This is a genomic window from Chitinivibrionales bacterium (assembly GCA_014728215.1).
Taxonomy (GTDB): Bacteria; Fibrobacterota; Chitinivibrionia; order Chitinivibrionales; family WJKA01; genus WJKA01.
In genome coordinates, this window is sequence record WJLZ01000086.1 from 1 (window position 1) to 17,744 (window position 17,744).

Sequence of the window (17,744 nt, forward strand, 5' to 3'; positions counted from 1 at the left end):
CAGTTCATGGCCCCCAAGTGGCGTGAAGACACCTTATTGAAACTGGCCTATGCATTGGAGTCGTAACAGTATTTGCTTTCGGATTTCTATTCGACCTTTCTTTCATATGCTGGCTGTTGCGACGGTAGCAGGTGCCGTTTCAGGATGTTTGAGTCCGAATGTGCGATATACCCGTGGCTCGACCATCCCGCAGAAAGAGTCTCGGAACCGACAGGTTCCCCGGAACTTGGATTACCGGAAGCATTATAAAATTCCGCAGGATAAGCTCAAACGTATTGTCGACTCCTATCTCGGAACGCCCTACCGCCGGGGTGGAATGAGCCGCAAAGGAATGGACTGCTCCGGATTTGTCAATGTTGTTTTCAAGGAGCTGAACAGCGCGAAACTGCCTCGCACCTCCCGCGGACTTCGGAGGAGCGCCAAACCCGTTATTCAGGCCCATGCACGGCCGGGCGACCTTGTTTTCTTCCGCGGGGGAACATTCAATACGATCAATCATGTGGGAATCTATATGGGTAATGGGCAATTTGCTCATGCCAGCCTGAAAAAAGGCGTTGTTTACAGTGATCTCGATAATACCTATTACAAAAAGCACTTTGCGGGAATCAGGAGGTTGTTTTAATGGCCATAGCATTTGCCGGAGAACGGGGTTCTTTCAGCGAACTCGCTGCAGTTGAATTCTTTGGAGGAAAACAGAAACCGGTTCCTGTTCAGGAATTTCATAATGTCTTTACAGCGGTGGCCAGTGAAGAAATCAAATACGGCATTGTTCCTATTGAAAATTCGATGGCCGGAAGTATTCATCAGAATTACGATCTTCTCCTCGAAAATGATCTTCACATATGGGGTGAAGTCTATCTCAGGGTTTCACACTGTCTTATTGCCAACAAAGGGGTATCTAAAAAAGATATAAAAACAGTCTATTCTCATCCCCAGGCCCTTGCGCAATGCAAAAAGTATCTGGCATCGATGAAAAAGACGGAACCTTTCCCTGTTTCCAACACGGCGCGGGGAGTCCGCAAGATCAAAGAAGAAAAGCTCAACGATGCCGCGGCAATCGCCTCAATGCAGGCCGCAATCGATTACAACATGCAGATACTCTCAAAGCGGATTGAAGACTATAAATTTAATACAACCCGTTTTTTGATACTTTCAAAAAATTATCGAAAAAAAATACCCGCAAAAGACAACACGAAAACATCGATTGTTTTCACCACAAAAGACATTCCCGGCGCGCTGTTCAAATCTCTCAGTGTTTTTGCCCTTCGTGACATCAACCTTTTGAAAATCGAATCCCGTCCTTTGCAAGGGAAAAATTTCGAATATCTCTTTTATCTGGATTTTGAAGGGAAATCCGACAGTGAGGCTCAGAGGAATGCAATAAATCACCTGCAGGAGATAACCTCATTTCTCCGCATTCTGGGCTCCTATCCAACAGGAGAACTGAAACACCCTGAATATCGAAAACGGATATAAACAGCAGTATTTCGAATAGGTGTTAGGTCAATCTTTTCTGATAACGAAATACTCGCTCCAGCCGTAGAGCCCATTGTTGTCGTATATTTTCAGGCGGAAATCATTTCCCGTGCCCCAGGATACCGGAATCGCAGCCTGACGGGAGAGCGTCTGCGTAGAATCGTATGGGCTCCATTCGATGACCGTGTCTATAAAGGTATTCCCTTTATAGACCTCGATTAAGACGCTGTCGCCGGCAAGAGTGGTGTCCAGATAATCCCATTCAACTTTCCTCAGTGTATCCTCGTGGGCCCATACAGACATGGAATCGGGATAGTGCACCACAATTTGCCGCGTGGAGTCTTCTTCGATGGAAAATCGGCCGCTTGTGCCGTAATAATGAAGGCTGCTGGAATTATCGACAACTTTTATGTAGAATCCATCGCCGGTTCCCCAGAGCGAGGGAATATCATTGGTATCGATATACACCCCGGTATCGGGCATCCAGTCCCCGATCACGGCGACAAGGCTGCTGTCGGCCTTGAAAAGCTTCAGACGAACGCTGTCTCCAGGTGCATCCTGCCACCGGACAGTGAGACTGTCCTGACCGTGATACATGACAGTTTCGGTATCGGGCGACATCACAACGATTCTATCCAGGGAATCTTCTTTGATTTCAAAATAACCCGGACTCCATCCATGATTCCGGTTGTTATCGATCATTCGGATTTTATACCGGTTATCGGCAGGCCAGAAAGTGGGAATAGCCGAACTCAACACAAAAACTGTTTCGCCACTGTCCAGGACCTGCCAGCCGGCGAATTCATCATAATATTGACCATCCTTGAACAGTTCGAACCGGGCACTGTCTCCCTCATATCCGCCGAACTGTACATAGGTACTCTCCTGACCGCTGTACCATATTGTCATTGAATCTGGGTGGGTAATAGTAATGGTGGCGGCAGTATCTGATTCCAGTGTAAATGGCTCACTCCACCCGTAATCACCACTCAGAGCTTCCACACGAACTCGATACGTATCGCCTTCGCCCCACTGGGCAGGTATCGGAATCGTAACTAAAAAATATTCGTTGCCATAGATCCAGGGGAACAGCTCATTGACCAGTGATCCATTTCTATAGAGATCACCCCTGACACTGTCTTCACCGGTTGCTTCCCACTCGATCAGCATTCCGGTTTCGCCGTGAAGCCAGATCGAGGAGTCTTCCGGAAATTCGACTTCAATAGTACCACCGCTGTCGACTTTAAAAGAACCGCTCCATCCAAAATCACCCAGCTTGTTTTCAAGCCGTAATTGATATCCGTCGCCGGTATCCCAGTCCACGGGAATACTGTCGGTGTGGATATACATACTTTCGGCAGTAACCCATGAAAAGAGTTCGGTGACACGCTCATTTTTGTAGTAAACATCGGCTTTGACAGTATAGGCATCGGCTGAGGTATCGATACTGGTGTCCATCGACCACTTCACTATCGTCCGCATCTGTCCGCGGTGCCATTCGGTTTGATTATCCGGCATCTCCACATAAATCGACTGTGCGGAATCGTAAACAATGGAAAAAGTGGGACTGTAACCGAAATTATTGTTATTATCGACTATCTTGATATGAAATCCATCGCCTTCGCCCCACCATTTATGCACGATCTGCTCGGTAGTGAATTCATCAGCGGTATCGACCCACGACTGTATCGTATCAATAAAAAACTGATTGGCGTAAAGAAGAAATACGACCGAATCGCCACAGCACATATCCCACCTGGCGGTAAAATCGATATGATCGCCGCTATACCAGGAAACCGATGAATCGGGGTAGGTAACCGTGATATTTTCACACTCTTCAGCCTTGATTTCAAAACCCTTGCTCCATCCGAAATAACCGAGATTATCGACAATTTTCACTTGAAACCCGGAGCCGCTCCCCCATGAATATTTAATATAATTACGCAATATATACTGTCCGGTATTGGGAATTTTACCTGCAATGGTATCGACAAAGCCTGTTTTATGATACAGCAGAATATCGACCGTATCACCTTCGGCGGCACCAACCGACCACCGGAGAGTATCGTCTGTTTCGAGGCTTCCATGATACCAGAGCGTGGCCGTGTCGGGATAGAGGACAAGAACAGTAGCCAGTGGATCTTTGGCAATAACAAAAGGATCGCTCCACCCCTCATTGCCTTTCTTATCAATTACCTGTATCTTAAAATTTTCGCCTTCACCCCAGGCCGAATCGAGAATAAGGTTGGAAGTATATGTTCCGGCATTAGGAACCCAGTGGGGATAAACATCAACAAGTATTCCGTTCTGATACAGCTTGATCTGGACACTGTCACCATAGGCCCCTTCCCATTCTACCATATTATTAAAATTCCAGTGCTGCCAGACAGTAGAGGAATCGGGCTTTGTAACCGAAATGGCGTCTTCGGATACCCCCGGACAGGTCGGGCAGGGTTTGGGGTCCTCCGAATCTTCGGTGCAGACAACAACCAGTGAGAGAGTCAGCGCCGCAGTAAAACTGAAAACAAACTTGCTTAAGCGATTTTTAACAGGGATTCTTTTCACGTCTCGACAGGTCCTTCGTAAAAATAAGAGGCAAACAGTTACTCATACGTTTTTAAAATAAGTTATTTTAAGTGCTTAACAACTATCTTCTCATATAAATATAGAAAATTTCAGTGTGAAAAAAGTAATCGGGATACTATTTAAAATCATAAAATCGATTTTTCTTCTTTATGCAGTCCTGTTTTCTCTTGCAGGAACGGCAGCTATTTTTTATGCCTATAAATTCGTAACCCGTCCTGTCAATGAAGTCAAATCTCTTGCCCATACCGCTCCCCCAGCAAGTGTGTATATGAAAAAACGGGAAGCGGACCTGAAAAAAGCGGCTAGGGGTGATTCAATACACCACACATTCATTCCCTTCGACTCGATATCTCCCTACCTTAAAAATGCGGTGATAGCATCGGAAGACGACGGTTTTTATCTACATCCAGGCTTTGACATCCGCGCGATTGCGAAGGCTTTTGAAAAAAATGTTTCCCGCAACAAGCTTAAATACGGCGGAAGTACTATTACCCAGCAGCTGGCAAAAAACCTCTTTTTAAGCGGTGAAAGAACATTTGCTCGAAAAATCAAAGAACTGATCTATACCATACTGCTGGAAAGATATCTGACAAAAGACCGGATATTAGAGTTATATTTAAATTACGCCCAGTGGGGAAAAAATATTTTTGGATGCGAAGCTGCAGCGCAGAAATATTTCAAAAAATCCTGTATTAATCTGACCCTCTGGGAAGCTGCCCGTATGGCGGCAGTACTGGCAAAACCGGCCACCATGACCCCTCACTACACAAAATCAAAATTCATGTGGAAACGCCTCAGAGTGATTGCTGAAAATCTCTATCAGCGAAAACTGATCGATGATTCCGGGTATACCACCCTTACCGGTATCAAACCACCCGAACCGGAAGTGAATTGGCAGGATACGATTACGGCGCCTGACACGGGGGAGAGTTTACAACCCTAACCTTACCCTCTTCACCCAATCGGCATCCGGCTTCAGCGGCCCCCTGCCCCTGTTTATCCTATTATCTTTTTCATCATTTTCTTGAGCCATAAACCGAAAACATCGAAATAGAGGTAGGCGACCGGAACAATGAAGAGGGTGAAGAACGTTGCGCTGAACAGGCCGCCGATGACAGTAAGTGCCATTGGTGAACGCAATTCGGAACCCTCGGAGCGAGAGAGGGCCATGGGAAGCATACCGAAGATTGTGGTTCCTGCGGTGATCAGCACCGGCCGCAACCGGGTCCGCCCAGCCTCAATCAGCGCATCTTTGATTTCCATGCCTTCCCTTCGAAGCTTGTTTACATAATCGACCAGAACAATACCGTTGTTAACAACGATTCCGGCAAGAATGACAATTCCAATGGCGGCTACTACCGACAAACTTTTTCCGGTAATGAGAAGGATTATTACAACCCCGATAATACTGAGCGGCATGGTACTCATTATTACCAGTGGATGAATCAGACTTTCGAACTGGGAAGCCATCACCATATACACCAGCAGTATCGCCACTAAAAGCCCCAGAAGAAGTTGACCGAATGTCTCTGTCATATCTTCAAATTCACCTTTGAATTCAATAGCATACCCTTGGGGTAATGCCTCTTGTATGGATGCCGTCGCCGTCTTAATATCCGCTATTGCCGAGCCGAGATCGCGATCGGCCAGATTTGCATCCACAACCCCCACCCTCATTTTATTGTCGTGCCTGATAATTGTAGGACCTGCAGTCTCTCTGATATCGACCACATGACTTAAAGGAACAGTTGTGCCCATGCGTGTTTGTAGGGGGATATTCCGGATTTCGTCGAGATTGTCCCGGTATCGTTTCCCCACCAGTACCCGCACATCGATTTCATCATCACCGGTCCGCAGTTGTGTAGCGATTTTTCCCAGATTTGCCGCTTCGAGTGTTTGTTGGATTTCGGTGGGGACCAGTCCGAAGGTCAATGCTTTCTGCCGATTGATCACAAAATGAAACTCAGGCCTTCCCCGGGAGAAAGAGGTTTCGATATCCCTGAGTCCTCTGATCTGCGAAATCGATGCAACCAGATTCCCGCTGATCTCTTCAATAACATCCAGATCCTTGCCCAGCACGTGAATATTGACCGGTTTTTCGCTCTGGGAGATCATACCAAGCGACATGAATGTGTAGGAAGTGTTTTTCAGCCTTGGCAGACGGCTTCTGAAAATATCCTGCAGATCCTGTTCCGAATGTTTCCGTTCCTTTGCATCGCAGAGACGAATAAATATCTGTGCCGAATGGGGGCCGGTAATGACCGCCTGATCTCCCCCCCGCTCCATTTCACTCCGCCCGATGATTTCAAAAACCGTCTCCACCTCATCGTATTCACGAAGCATTTCCTCTATCTGTCCGCAGAGCCGTGCGGTCTCGTTTAAAGGAGTGCCGATAGGAAGATCGATTTGAAGAACAAACTGATTACCATCGGCAACAGGCATAAATTCTCTTCCAAGATACCGTCCACCGACAGCACCGAAAAGCAATAAAACAACCGTCACGAGCAGTACCGTTACCCCATGGTGTTTCAATACCCACTTCAGTACGGTTGCATAGAGATTCCGGAGGGGGACAAACCATTGGGCCGTTTCCCGGAAACGCCGCTCTTTGAAAATGACCGATGCCAGCATGGGCACAATGGTCAATGCCACAAAAAGACTCGAAAGAAGTGAAAATATGATTGTCAGCGCAACACCCCGAAACAGCTGACTGGCCAGTCCTTCGGAAAAAATGATAGGAAGGAATACCACAATTGTTGTCATCGTGGATGCAATTATCGCCATGGCAACTTCAGACGCACCATGCTTTGCCGCATCTTTACGGGACAGGGATTTCTGTTCGAGATGACGGTAGATATTTTCAATCACCACAATGGAGTTGTCGATAAGCATGCCTACCCCGAGGGCAAGCCCTCCGAGGGTCATCAAATTGAGTGTATAACCTGCAATATACAAGGCAATAAAGGTGGTAATTATCGACAGGGGCATGGCTACGGCAATAGTAAGGGTTGGCCTGATATTCATGAGAAACATGAACATAAACGTTATTGCCAGAATGCCTCCTGTAAGGGCGTTCCATGCCGTTGCACCGGTAACTTTCCTGACCGGTCTTCCCTGATCGATTATTTCAACAAACTCCATATTCGGGAAGAGTTCCCGGACCTTATCGAGTCTTTCCCCTACTCTTTTGGATACACGGAGCGTATTTGCTCCGCTCCGTTTATTAACGACAAGGAATGCGCTTTCTCTGCCGTTCATGCGGATTCTGTTCCGCTGTTCCCTGAATGTATCCCTCACCCTGGCGACATCCCTGAGACGAATCGGTGTCCGGTCCGGCGACATCCCGATGATCGTATTCTCGATATCTTCGATAGACTCAAACTGGCCGATAGCCCTGAAAAGATAATCGGTGTTGTTATCGATAAAATAGCCTGCCGGAGTGTTCATATTCTGCAGACGCAGCGCCTGAATAACCGCGGTAATTCCGATGCCACGATGTTTGAGCCTGGTCGGGTTGCAGGCGACCTGTATTTCCCGGTATTTTTCTCCAACAGCCGCTGCCGCAGCAACACCATCGATACGCTGAAGACGGTCCTGGACATTATCTTCAATAAACCGGGTGATTTTATAGGCATTATAGGGGCCCGACACTCCAAAAATCATAATCGGAAACGCAGAGGGATTGAATTTGAAAATCACCGGTTCGGTCATTTCATCGGGAAGGAAATCCCTTAAAAAATCGATATTGTCTTTGATATCCTGGGCGGCATAATCGAGATTGGTCCCCCATTCAAACTCGACCAGAATCGTCGAAATCCCCTCCGAAGACTGGGAGGTAATTTTTTTAACACTGTTAACTCCCGAAACCACCCCTTCCAGAGGCGCCGTAATCAACTGTTCGATTTCTTCGGGAGCCGCGCCGGGATATTGAGAAACGACACTTACCATAGGAAACGTAATGTCGGGAAGCATGTCGAGACCGAGTTTCGATAAGGCGAGTAATCCGAAAACAACCACGATAAGGATAAACATCGTGATTGTCACCCGCTTCTCAACCGAAAATTCCGCGAGAGGATTTACTTTTTTCATTTGCTGCCGACAACCTTGACAATAGCACTGTCCGGAAGAGCCCGGTTACCCGATACGACAACCTGATCATTTTCCGAAACCCCCGAAACTATTTCGACATAGGTATCACCGATCCAACCGATTTGCACCTCCCGGGAAAGAGCAACCGAATCGGAAACGACAAATAGTTTGTTGTCAATAACCGCATTTTTCGGCACGGCAAGAACATAGTCTTTCTTATCGATCACAATATGGGCCTCCATGAAATAGCCGGCTTTAAGAAGCTGCTTTTTATTTGGAACGGTCAGGCGTACCTGAAAGGTGTGGCTCGATGAATTCGCCAGTGGATTCACCCATAGTATCGTGCCGGTTATTGTGGTGTCGAGCAAAACATCGGTGGAAAGCTCAACGTTCATACCTTTCTCAACTTTGGAAACGGTGGTTTCATCGAGATCAAGGTCGAGTTTAAGCGGATGGAGCTGAGTGATCTGGACCAGTCCGGAAGGGGCACCCGGCAGGCCGCTTACTCCCGGTGAATACAACTCGCCTTCTTCAACAGCAACCGATGTAACAAGGCCCGAGAAAGGGGCCTTGATAGTGGTGTTTTCTTCGAGATTATCCACCGTCCTTTTTACGGCAAGATATTCCGCTTCAATCTTTTCATACTCGGCCTTTGATATAGCCTTGTTTGCAAAGAGATTCTGTGACCGTTCGTACTGTTTTTTCAGGGGTTGAAACCGGGCCACTGCAGCCACAAGACCGGCATCGTTCATAACAACAAGGGTTTGTCCTCTTCTTACATAGTCACCTATTTGAAAGGGAATCCGCTTGACTCTTCCCGGCTGCAATGGCGCCAGATCCGCTTTTTTGTAGGCCTCGAGTACCCCTGAAAAGGAGCGTTTTTTATAGAGAGTCCGGTTCTCCACCCGGGCCACCGCGACACTCATCCTGATCGGGTCTGTTTCCTTTTGGGACAAATCTTTTTTCCGGCTGCAACCGGCTGTCAATATCAGAAGAACACCAATTATACCCACAACGTATTTCATATTTATCTCATTTCTCAAGCAGAGGACCAATTTTATATTCTTCGAGAGCAAGCGTCAGTTCAATTCTGGCGGCACTATATGCCATACGGGTGTTGGTAAGGTCTTTCCGGGCATCCAGAATATCTCTGTTTGTCGCCATTTGCTGATCATACCGTGCCCGGGCGATCTCCAGGGCTCTCCGGGCAACCGACACCGCCTCTTGTGCAATCTCCACTTTTTTGCGGGTTTCATCTATCGTTCGCACCAGCGCTTTGATTGCCGAAACGACTTGTTGCCGTTGTAAATCGAGCCGCATCTCCGCAGCTTTTTTATGAAGAGTCAATTTCTGCATCGAACGCCACGATGAGCCCCAGTCGAAAATATTCCAGTTAAGTGATACCCCAACAGTCCATTGATCGTCAAAATCACTCTCATCCATCCCATACTGATTAGTATAATCGACTCCGTAAAAGCCGACAATTGAAGGCAGATATGATGCTCGCTGAATGTCTTTCATTCGCTCCATTATTCTCACCTGATATTCCATGGCCCGGATATCATACCGTCTGAGAATCCTTTCTTCAAGCGTATCCGCGGTTGGATAAACGAACCGGTCATGCTCTTTCCATAACGCATTTGTATCGATCTCGATTGTCAGTTCCGGTGATAAGCCGAGGAGTATCAGAAGCTGTTCACCGATTTCTCTTATCTCATTCTGTGAACTGATTTCATCGATTTTCTTTCTGGAAAGGGCCAGTTTTGTCTGTAAAAGATCGAGTTCGGTGATCATTCCATTTTCCAGAAGCATGGTCTGATTGTTAACCAGTTCTTCAAGCCACACCCGCTCGTCGTTGACAGCCTGGTAGGCCTCACGGCCAAGCACATAGTACCAGAAAAGTTTCAGGGTGCCGAAACCGGTTTCCTGAAGTGTTCTTTCATGCTGCAGCCGCCGTGATTCGTGGGTATACTCGGCGATACGATAGCTGCTCCAGAGTTTCCCTCCCATGAAAAGGGGCTGAGTGAGTTTAAGACCTGCAGATTTGACTGTCTGAGGAGCTATCTGCAAGGGGCCTGTCCCAAAAAGTGCATTCATCTGTTCTTCTGCCTGCACGGAAGACAGGCTGTCGAAAAATTCGATCAAACTGCGCCAATTCTCATATTCGGGAGGAAGAATCAGTGTGTCGGCCGAATCCGGGGACGCTGTCTGTTCTCCGGAACCAAAGCCCGATAATGTGGGGGGTTCATCAAGACGGGTATATGATCCGGTGACCGATAATGAAGGAAACAATGCTGCCAGTGCACTTTTACGGGCATACTCTTCCCCTTCAACCTCGAGCTTCGATGCCCGTATTACGGCACTCTGCGTTGTGACCAGTTCCAAGACTTTTTGCGGGGAAAGAAGGATTTTTTCGGCAGCTAAAACACCCGAAACAAGCAGCAATAAAATTATAATAATTCTAAAATGAAAGAAAGTGGCGATATGACGGGGTGCAGAGAGCATATGAATTCTATATAACTATGTTTAGCTTAAAATGTATTGTGGCTCTGTAAAAATAAAGACTGCCCCCAGGTTTGAGGCCGTTTTATTTAAAAGTATTAGACAAAAAATGATAATAAATGCAATAGATTATACCGATTTAACGGGTTTAAGTGTATTATATTAAGCTAGAGTCGATAACCGTGATCATGCTATGCTTTATATCCTCAGCACCGCCTCAGTTATAATTCGATACCATTATTTCTTGATATTATCAGGAAGGCGACGAAGGTGAAAAAATATCCGGGCAAGTGGCATGGAAATAAATATTATGTTGGCTTGCATTATGATCTTCACGGTCATCACAATGAGCCGGACATGGGGCGGCGTGCCGACCTCAAAACACTTCTTCCTCAGATAAAGCGGCTGGGGGTTGATTTTGTCCAGACCGACTGTAAAGGCCATCCGGGTTATACCAGCTGGTCCAGCAAAACACCGGGAGCATCCATATGCGACAAAATGAAAAAGGACCCTCTCAAGGGATGGCGTAAAGCGACCCGCGCTCTATCATTGCCGCTTCACTGCCACTATTCGGGAATCTGGGATGCAGCCGCAGCCGGAAAGCATCCGTCATGGCGTGTCGTTAACCCCTGTACCACGGTCCCGCAAGACTCTATGGGCCAGAATATAGGAGGTCCTCCCGGCCAGGCAATCTGCCCCCGAAGCCCCTATCTGGAAAAGTTAATGATCCCCCAGCTTATCGAATTGATTGACCGGTATCAGGTTGACGGGTTCTGGATCGACGGCGATCTGTGGGCAGTGGTCCCCTGTTATTGCAAACGATGCTTAAAGGCCTTTAAAGAAAAAACCGGCCTTTCCCGGGCACCAAAAGACAATTCGTCACCAAACTGGCCGGTCTGGATCAATTTTGTACGGGAAAGCTTTGAAGAATTTGTTACCCGGTATTGCGATGCTGTCCATAAGCATAAGCCGGGAGCTATTGTCTGCTCCAACTGGCTCCAGACCCTCCGTCATCCCGGCCCGCCAAAGGTACCCACCGACTGGATAAGCGGTGACAATACCTGGGTATTCGGCCTTGATGACTGCCGGTGTGAATCACGGTTTATCTCAACGAGAGGAAAGCACTGGGACATAATGATCTGGACATTTTATAAAATGCACCGGATGCTCGATAAAACAGTCTCCTGGACTGCCAAACCGGCACAGATGATTCAGCAGGAAGCCGCGGTGGTATGCGCTTTCGGTGGATCGGTTCAACTTTACGACAACGGCCATGGGGTGCGGGACGGCCGATTGATATCCTGGCACCAGTATCATATCGGGCCGGTGGTGTCCTTTATCAAAAAACGAAAAAAATACTCCCAGAATACCACGACAATCCCCCAGATTGCAGTCCTCCATTCGGAGACCCATGCCCGTGAGCATCCGGGCGCCAATCTCATGTGGGGTGTCGATGTCACCTCGATCAGGGGGGCAACATTGTCACTCCTGGAAAACCATTATGGCGTCGATATCCTCGATGAGTGGGCGCTCATGCAGCATATCGACAAGTTTCCTGTTGTTGTGGTACCTGAACAGGATGATCTCTCATCTAAAATGGTACACCGTCTCAAAGAGTATGCTGATGCCGGTGGCAAGTTGATCATTTCCGGTGCGCGGGCATACAACCGGTTCGGCTCTTCCTTTCTTGGCGTAAAATCTACACGGAAAATAGCATCACGGAATTTTTATATCAGCACCCATGATAAAAGCGCTCCGGTCTATAGCTCCGAATGGCGCATGATAAAACCGCAAAAACAGGCCCGTCCATTCGGACGTATCGGTAAAACACCGCTTGTCGATGAAATGTTGCTTCCCTACCCCGCAGCGTCGATTCGAAAATACGGCAAAGGAGCGGTTGCTTATATCCCCTCTAATCTGTTCAAAGACTTCGACCACAACCACTACATTCGCATACGTAAATTTATCGGCATACTGACAGCCGCAGTAGCCGGAACACTCGATTATACCGTCAAAGCCCCATCGTGCATTGATATCGTTCTCAGGAAAAAGAAAAACCTGCGCATCATCCATTGTATCAATCGAAGTTCGGGAATTGCCAACCGACCCAATGATGGGGCGGTTGATGAAATCCCCCCGGTCGGGCCGATAACAATCAAGGTCCGCTCCCCCAAACGCCCACAAAATGTCAAAATCGTATTTGAAAAACAACCGCTTAATTGGAGCCATAAAGGAAAAACACTCAGCATAGAGGTTCCCCGTATCCATATCCATGCCGCGGTAGTGATAGAAGATGGAGTAATGGAGTGATGATCCACCATCACCCCATTCCACTATCCCCTCTTCCCCCCACATTAAGCACTGCAACTGGTCCGTGGTTTATTTTTGAGTAAATGAAAAAGAAAAACGGTTCAACGAGAATCCTTAAAGTTTACATAATGCGTCACGGCCCATTGCTGGCAAAGGGAATTGCCTACAGTCTTCTGATGGGATGTATGCCCTTTCTTTTCCTTTCTTTTTCTCTTGCGAGTCTGCTGTATCAGGCTCTTCCGGACCTTCACAACACCGTGCACATGCAGATTGCCGAACTGCTCCCGGCCCAAACCGGGGATTTTATCATCAATACGATCGATTCGGCTGCCAGAGGATGGGCCTCGGTGGGCGCCCTGGGTATCGCGATCCTGCTCTTTGTGGCCAAAGGCATTTATGAATCCATGGAAAGCGGCATCTCAGCCATTATGGGAATCAGCAAGCAAAGAATTATCTGGCGCAATCAGCTCTATGCAATACTCTTTACCCTGATCGGCATACTCTTTCTCCTGACCGCATCGGTGGGTGAAATGCTGATCACGGCAAAACTCAAACGATATCCCATCCCGCCGGTTGCCTACACTCTTATGATCAAGGCTTTTTCGGTATTCCTTCTCGGCTTCGTTATTTTCACCATGTATCTTATTGCAGGAAGCGGCCGGATCGATCTGCTGTATACATTCTGTGTTTCCCTCTCCATAGCCGTAATCTGGAAACTGATCGGTGTCGCCGGCCAATTTGTTATCATCCAGTCCGGGCGACGGGCGGTGATTTACGGTATTTTGGCAAGTACGGTACTCTTCCTCTTCTGGCTCAAAGTATTCGCCCATCTGGTGCTCTTGGGTGGAGTGCTTATTTCGAGGAAATTTGATGGATGAGGAGTAAGGGAAAGAAAATCGTGAGTCTTGTATATTTCCCGACAATCACTGCCTTTGACTCGAAGAATAGTATGGCCGGTAATTATAAAGCTCGATTTACTTATCTGAAACAGGAGTACCGTTCAGGCTAAAAAAGCATTCTTCAGGTGATCGACCTTGTCTTTCTGAAAAGCGATAACATCAAACCGGCAGGGCTTGTCTTTTATTTCGTGTTCCATCAGATACCATCTGGCCATTCTGATCAGATTTCGTTGTTTTGCCCGTGAAACCCGGAAGAGTGGATTGCCGTACCCCGGACCAAATGACGCCTTGACTTCAACAAAAACAAGCACTCCCCTGGAGTCTTCTGCAATAATATCGAGCTCTCCCCCCCGGGTCTGATAATTGCGGGTAACAATCTGATATCCTTCAGAAATCAGATACTCCGCTGCCTGATTTTCGGCGGCCCGTCCTTTTTTTCGGGTATTTTCCGGCATAATTTTTGTTCAGCGTGTCGAGTGGTGAACCCGTAACTCAATGTCCCGATAAGATGTGCAACAGGAAAAGCATGGCCAGGGCACCGATAAGGACCAGTGAGAGCCATTGATTATTCCAGGTCTCGATCCAGAATTCGGTATGAAAAGGGACCGCCCACCACGGAACCCCCCACATGGTGCTTCGATGTCGCCGGCGGTCACCGCTTCTCCGGTCGGTAATCCGCTTGTCGACAACCGTATCGCCCTTATGGTAACTTTTTGCTTTCACCTTGAACCCGGAAATCGACAGAGTGGGCCGTTCGATCTTTTCATCGATATCGACCGAGTCCAGGTGTTCGAGCATTTCGGTAATTGAATGGTACCGCTCTTTTTTATCTTTTTTGAGGGCCTTGAGAATAATAAGCTCAAGCCGCTTGGGGATATCTTTTCGTTTTGCCGAGGGCGGCGGGGGTAATTCATGAACCTGCTTGTAGGCGATGGCAACGGCATTGTCTCCGGTAAAAGGCGGGAGCCCGGTCACCATCTCATACATCACAATCCCCAGAGAATAGATATCTGTCTGAACATCGGGAGTTTTCCCCTCAGCCTGCTCAGGAGACATGTATTCGGGTGTGCCGACAGCGACACCGGTCATGGTTATGGTGTTGTGGGTAAATATTTTAGCGATTCCAAAGTCACTCAAAAGCACCGTACCGCTTTTATCAATAAGGACATTCTGCGGTTTGATATCACGGTGGATTACATTTTTTTCGTGGGCATACCGCAATGCCCTGCATATCTGCTTGGAAATGTCGATAATATCCGAATAGGGCATACTCTTTCTCTCGGCGATACGCTGAGCCAGATTTTTGCCGTCCACATATTGCATGGCAAAATAGCGATAGGTGTTTTCGATGCCATACTCATAAATATTGATAATATTCTGATGCTGGAGCATGGATATCGCTTTTGCTTCAATTTCGAACCGCATCATGGATTCTTCACTTTTTGAGGTCACCGGGAGAAGAACTTTCATCGCGACAATACGGTTCAGAGGTTCCTGTTCGGCCTTATAGATGGCGCCCATTCCTCCCATACCGAGCATGCCAAGAATTTTATAGTGCCCGATTCGTTCAGGCATCCAGTCGAATTTATCTATCGGGTGCTCTTTACTCATGACAAATCACACATTTCGATCAGGTTGAATATTATATAATCCGTCGCCAACGGATCGAGACTACCATTAAAATAATTAATCCTGCAAAGAGACAGAAGAGTGAGCGCCATTCGGTCCAGAGCCAGATCGATTGTTCCAGCATGGCCTGGCGCTTGAAAAGGGTAAATACCGGTTTTGACACGGTTAAGAGTGACAAAAACCGTCCCGGCGCAGTCATTCTGTCGAAAGGGATCAGAATCCCCGAGTAAAAAATCTGAGGAATCAATATGATCGGAAGCCAGCTGATCGCCTGCCGTACATTACCGGAAAAGGCACTGATACACAAACCAAACAACACTCCTCCACAGGAAGCGGTAATGATCAGCAGAACAGTGCTCAATGTTTGATTGATATTTTCAAAAATCAAAAAGAGACAACCACTGAATACCAGTGCTTGAATAACGGCAAATAGGCCCAAAACCACTATTTTGGAAAGGATATAGGCGCCAATAGATAAACCAACACTGTATTCCCGATCAAAACAGAGCCATTCGCCGGCAATTTCACGAACAGAATTCATTCCGCCGAACCAGAGAGCCGAAATAGTAAGACAGAAATAAAAGGAAAGGGGAAGGAAATTCATATCCCTGGAAAAAACAAAGGCGAGTAAAACAGCAATGAGTGCCGGCTGAAGAAAAAGAAGCCCGAGATTACGGACATCCCGTGCCAGTACTTTGGCATATCTGATCACCAGCATTCCCAGCTGTTTTAAAAAGGAGGCCGATTTGGGATGATAAAACCGAACCTCTTTCTGATCTTTTCGAAGCATTTGCTGATCGACCCCTTCGGAGGTCCTCGTAAGTCGCTTTACCGGCCTGCTTTCCATTGGTGCTGTTGATTTTTTTGTAACTTCGTAGGCCTGGGCAATTGAATCGACTCCCAGCTCATCGATAATAGCACCGGGCGATCCGTTGAATTCCAGCGTACCTTTGTTCATAAAGATAATTCGGTCACATTGATCGATCTGCTCCAGAAGATGGGTTGTAATAATCAGAGTATGCCCTTTATCTGATATTTTTTTGAATAGAAGCATAAACCGTTTGATCAATGCAGGATCCAGTCCGGCAAGAGGTTCATCAAGAAAAATCAGGGTTGGTGAAGAAAGAAGCTCTATGCCGAGGTGGACTCGTTTTGCTTCTCCTCCCGAGAGTTTCGAGATACGGCGATTGGCGGCGCTTCGCAGCTCTAAAAGATCCATTACTTCGTTGATCCTGTCCAGACGCTCGATTTCGGCACTGTCTCTGGGAAGGCGCAGAATGCCCTGCTCTCTGAATGTTTCGAGCACCGTTAATTCCCGGTGAAGAAGGTTCTCCTGGGCTACATATCCTACGCTGGTACGGAATGCCTTGAAAAAGCGTTTTAAGGGAAGGCCGTTATAAAAAATATTGCCGTCCTGCAACGGGATCCGGCCGGTAAGGGCCTGAGCAAGGGTGGTTTTTCCCGCACCTGAAGGTCCCAGAACAGCAACAAATTCTCCCGGATATATTTCAAAGGATACATTATTCAAAAGCACGGATTTTTGAGTGCGAACAGTAATGTTTACCACCTCGAGCTTGACACGGTTAAAGTCATCGGTCTGCATCAAACGGCCGTCAATAAAAAAGAATCGGTAGGGACCAATCTGAATTATGTCATCTTTGGACAGTACAATATTCTGCGCAGGATTACCATTAACAAAAGTGCCGTTATTGCTTCGAAGGTCGGTGATAGAATACTGCCCCTCGTCGTTCATGCTCATCCGTGCATGGAACCGCGATACCAGTGGATGATTTATCTGGATATCGTTGCTGCCATCCCTGCCGATCGTAATCTGCCGATCTTTTATTTGCCTCACGAATGTACGATCTTCAGGATCTGTCGAATATCGCCGTGCCAGAATGAGTGTCGAATCGTTCAGAGAGATATCAAAAACGGCAATTCCTACCGCAAGCACATCGCCGTCACTGATGGTATGCATTCTTACCTGTGAATTATTGACAAAGGTACCAAAAGAGCTGTCGTGGTCGTTCAATACCGGCACAGGGCCGGTTAAGTCGATTTTTACATGAGTTCGTGAGACACCCATGCCGTCAACGATGATATCACAGGATGGATCCCGGCCGATTGTGATGACGCCGCCGGTTAAGGGGAAAGGAAATGTTTGCGGCCTGGTTGATTCTGAAGACATAAACCGTTTTAAAAACCGGGATTTACATTAACACACGTTGCCTGGGGCATGGAACCTGCGGGGGG

General features: G+C 47.4%; 12 protein-coding genes. 5 read left to right on the forward strand and 7 right to left on the reverse strand.

What is annotated here, in order from left to right:
* Positions 1–49: 49 nt before the first annotated feature.
* On the forward strand, positions 50–622 hold the full coding sequence (locus GF401_06355) for a hypothetical protein (protein ID MBD3344666.1): 573 nt from the start codon (positions 50–52) through the stop codon (positions 620–622).
* Positions 622–1,476, forward strand: a complete 855-nt coding sequence (gene pheA, locus GF401_06360; protein ID MBD3344667.1) for a prephenate dehydratase — start codon at positions 622–624, stop codon at positions 1,474–1,476. The genes GF401_06355 and pheA overlap by 1 nt, the downstream gene beginning before the upstream one ends.
* A gap of 27 nt (positions 1,477–1,503) precedes the next feature.
* Here the strand turns inward: pheA and GF401_06365 are convergent, their stop codons facing one another.
* Positions 1,504–4,041: a hypothetical protein gene (locus GF401_06365; protein MBD3344668.1), complete on the reverse strand. Its 2,538-nt coding sequence runs from the start codon at positions 4,039–4,041 to the stop codon at positions 1,504–1,506.
* Between the two features lie 94 nt (positions 4,042–4,135).
* Here GF401_06365 and mtgA point away from each other — a divergent pair, with 94 nt between their 5' ends.
* Positions 4,136–5,005: a monofunctional biosynthetic peptidoglycan transglycosylase gene (gene mtgA, locus GF401_06370; GenBank protein MBD3344669.1), complete on the forward strand. Its 870-nt coding sequence runs from the start codon at positions 4,136–4,138 to the stop codon at positions 5,003–5,005.
* 53 nt (positions 5,006–5,058) lie between these two features.
* On the opposite strand, the gene GF401_06375 is transcribed toward mtgA, so the two are convergent.
* The 3 genes from GF401_06375 to GF401_06385 are packed head-to-tail and all read right to left on the reverse strand — an operon-like array spanning position 5,059 to position 10,656.
* A complete protein-coding gene (locus GF401_06375; GenBank protein ID MBD3344670.1) occupies positions 5,059–8,151 on the reverse strand; it encodes an MMPL family transporter in 3,093 nt (1,030 codons plus the stop codon).
* Positions 8,148–9,176: an efflux RND transporter periplasmic adaptor subunit gene (locus GF401_06380; GenBank protein MBD3344671.1), complete on the reverse strand. Its 1,029-nt coding sequence runs from the start codon at positions 9,174–9,176 to the stop codon at positions 8,148–8,150. The genes GF401_06375 and GF401_06380 overlap by 4 nt, the downstream gene beginning before the upstream one ends.
* 7 nt (positions 9,177–9,183) lie before the next feature.
* Positions 9,184–10,656, reverse strand: coding sequence for a hypothetical protein (locus GF401_06385; GenBank protein ID MBD3344672.1), 1,473 nt, complete (start codon positions 10,654–10,656; stop codon positions 9,184–9,186).
* A 267-nt stretch (positions 10,657–10,923) separates the two neighbouring features.
* Between GF401_06385 and GF401_06390 the strand changes: the two genes are divergently transcribed.
* Positions 10,924–12,963 (forward strand): hypothetical protein, encoded by a 2,040-nt coding sequence (locus GF401_06390; protein ID MBD3344673.1) that lies wholly within the window; start codon positions 10,924–10,926, stop codon positions 12,961–12,963.
* An 83-nt stretch (positions 12,964–13,046) separates the two neighbouring features.
* A complete protein-coding gene (locus GF401_06395) occupies positions 13,047–13,841 on the forward strand; it encodes a hypothetical protein (GenBank protein ID MBD3344674.1) in 795 nt (264 codons plus the stop codon).
* A gap of 122 nt (positions 13,842–13,963) precedes the next feature.
* Here the strand turns inward: GF401_06395 and GF401_06400 are convergent, their stop codons facing one another.
* Genes GF401_06400 through GF401_06410 form a run of 3 tightly spaced genes read right to left on the reverse strand, consistent with a single transcriptional unit; the run spans position 13,964 to position 17,679 of the window.
* Positions 13,964–14,317, reverse strand: coding sequence for a YraN family protein (locus GF401_06400; protein ID MBD3344675.1), 354 nt, complete (start codon positions 14,315–14,317; stop codon positions 13,964–13,966).
* Positions 14,318–14,354: 37 nt separating this feature from the next.
* Complete coding sequence (locus GF401_06405) at positions 14,355–15,473, reverse strand: protein kinase (GenBank protein ID MBD3344676.1); 1,119 nt, start codon at positions 15,471–15,473, stop codon at positions 14,355–14,357.
* Between the two features lie 31 nt (positions 15,474–15,504).
* Complete coding sequence (locus tag GF401_06410; protein ID MBD3344677.1) at positions 15,505–17,679, reverse strand: FHA domain-containing protein; 2,175 nt, start codon at positions 17,677–17,679, stop codon at positions 15,505–15,507.
* Between the last annotated feature and the right edge of the window lie 65 nt (positions 17,680–17,744).

What these genes read in the sequence shown, in the direction of transcription:
- GF401_06355 (MBD3344666.1), top strand. Translation starts at nt 50, where the DNA reads ATGCATTGGAGTCGTAACAGTATTTGCTTTCGGATTTCTATTCGACCT.
- GF401_06375 (MBD3344670.1), bottom strand. Translation starts at nt 8,151, where the DNA reads ATGAAAAAAGTAAATCCTCTCGCGGAATTTTCGGTTGAGAAGCGGGTG.
- pheA (MBD3344667.1), top strand. Translation starts at nt 622, where the DNA reads ATGGCCATAGCATTTGCCGGAGAACGGGGTTCTTTCAGCGAACTCGCT.
- GF401_06400 (MBD3344675.1), bottom strand. Translation starts at nt 14,317, where the DNA reads ATGCCGGAAAATACCCGAAAAAAAGGACGGGCCGCCGAAAATCAGGCA.
- GF401_06380 (MBD3344671.1), bottom strand. Translation starts at nt 9,176, where the DNA reads ATGAAATACGTTGTGGGTATAATTGGTGTTCTTCTGATATTGACAGCC.
- GF401_06410 (MBD3344677.1), bottom strand. Translation starts at nt 17,679, where the DNA reads ATGTCTTCAGAATCAACCAGGCCGCAAACATTTCCTTTCCCCTTAACC.
- GF401_06385 (MBD3344672.1), bottom strand. Translation starts at nt 10,656, where the DNA reads ATGCTCTCTGCACCCCGTCATATCGCCACTTTCTTTCATTTTAGAATT.
- GF401_06405 (MBD3344676.1), bottom strand. Translation starts at nt 15,473, where the DNA reads ATGAGTAAAGAGCACCCGATAGATAAATTCGACTGGATGCCTGAACGA.
- GF401_06395 (MBD3344674.1), top strand. Translation starts at nt 13,047, where the DNA reads ATGAAAAAGAAAAACGGTTCAACGAGAATCCTTAAAGTTTACATAATG.